2 protein-coding genes are annotated in these 986 nt (G+C 75.7%); both read left to right on the forward strand.

All coding sequences use genetic code 11. The features are described 5' to 3' along the window. On the forward strand, window positions 1–711 hold a 711-nt coding region (locus L0B03_RS18395), incomplete at its 5' end, for a uroporphyrinogen decarboxylase family protein (RefSeq protein WP_250448523.1). Continuing rightward, window positions 711–986 (forward strand): FAD-dependent oxidoreductase (locus tag L0B03_RS18400; RefSeq protein WP_250448525.1); only part of this gene is annotated, 276 nt, incomplete at its 3' end. The genes L0B03_RS18395 and L0B03_RS18400, both read left to right, overlap by 1 nt.

Below are 986 nucleotides of genomic sequence, written 5' to 3' on the forward strand. Positions count from 1 at the left end.
GACGTCGCCCGGCTGCGGCCGCTCGAGCCCGCGGCCCTCGCGCCGATCACCGAGGGCGTGGCCCGCACGGTCGCCGAGCTCGGCCAGACCCCGCTGATCGGCTTCGCGGGCGCGCCGTTCACCCTGGCCAGCTACCTGGTCGAGGGCGGTCCGTCGAAGGACCAGCTGCGGGCCCGGACCCTCATGCACGCCGAGCCCGAGACCTGGCAGGCCCTCATGGACTGGGCGGCCGACGTGACCGGGGCGTTCCTGCGGGCCCAGGTCCTCGCCGGCACCAGCGCCGCGCAGCTCTTCGACTCCTGGGCGGGCTCGCTCTCCCTGGCCGACTACGAGGCCTACGTGGCGCCCGCCTCGCGTCGGGCGCTGACCCACGTGGCCGACCTCGACGTCCCTGTCGTGCACTTCGGCACCGGCACGGGCGAGCTGCTCGCAGCCATGCGGGACGTGGGGGCCGACGTCGTCGGGGTGGACCACCGCATCGGGCTGGCCGAGGCCAACCGGCGCCTGGGCGGCACCACCGTGGTGCAGGGGAACATCGACCCCGCGCTGCTCGGAGCGCCCTGGCCGGTGCTCGAGGACCACGTCCGCGAGGTCATCGCGCAGGGCGGCGAAGCTCCAGGTCACGTGCTCAACCTGGGTCACGGGGTGCCCCCGACCACCGACCCCGAGGTGCTCACGCGCATCGTCCGCCTGGCCCACGGGGAGCTGTGATGCCCGCTCCCGTGGTCGTCGTCGGCGGCGGGGTCGCGGGCCTGGTCACGGCCCGGGACCTCGCGATCGCGGGGCGCGAGGTGGTGCTCCTCGAGGCGCGGGACCGCCCCGGTGGCTGCATCGGTGTGCACGAGGTCGACGGGCTGCGGCTCGACGCGGGGGCGGAGTCCTACGCGACCCGCTCCCCCGCCGTCCCGCGGCTGATCGAGGAGCTGGGCCTGGCCGAGGACGTCGTGCTGCCGGCTGGGGGGGCGGCGTGGGTAAGTCGGATCGTA

Origin of the sequence: Actinotalea sp. C106 (assembly GCF_023630195.1) — a bacterium.
Classification (GTDB): Bacteria; Actinomycetota; Actinomycetes; order Actinomycetales; family Cellulomonadaceae; genus Actinotalea.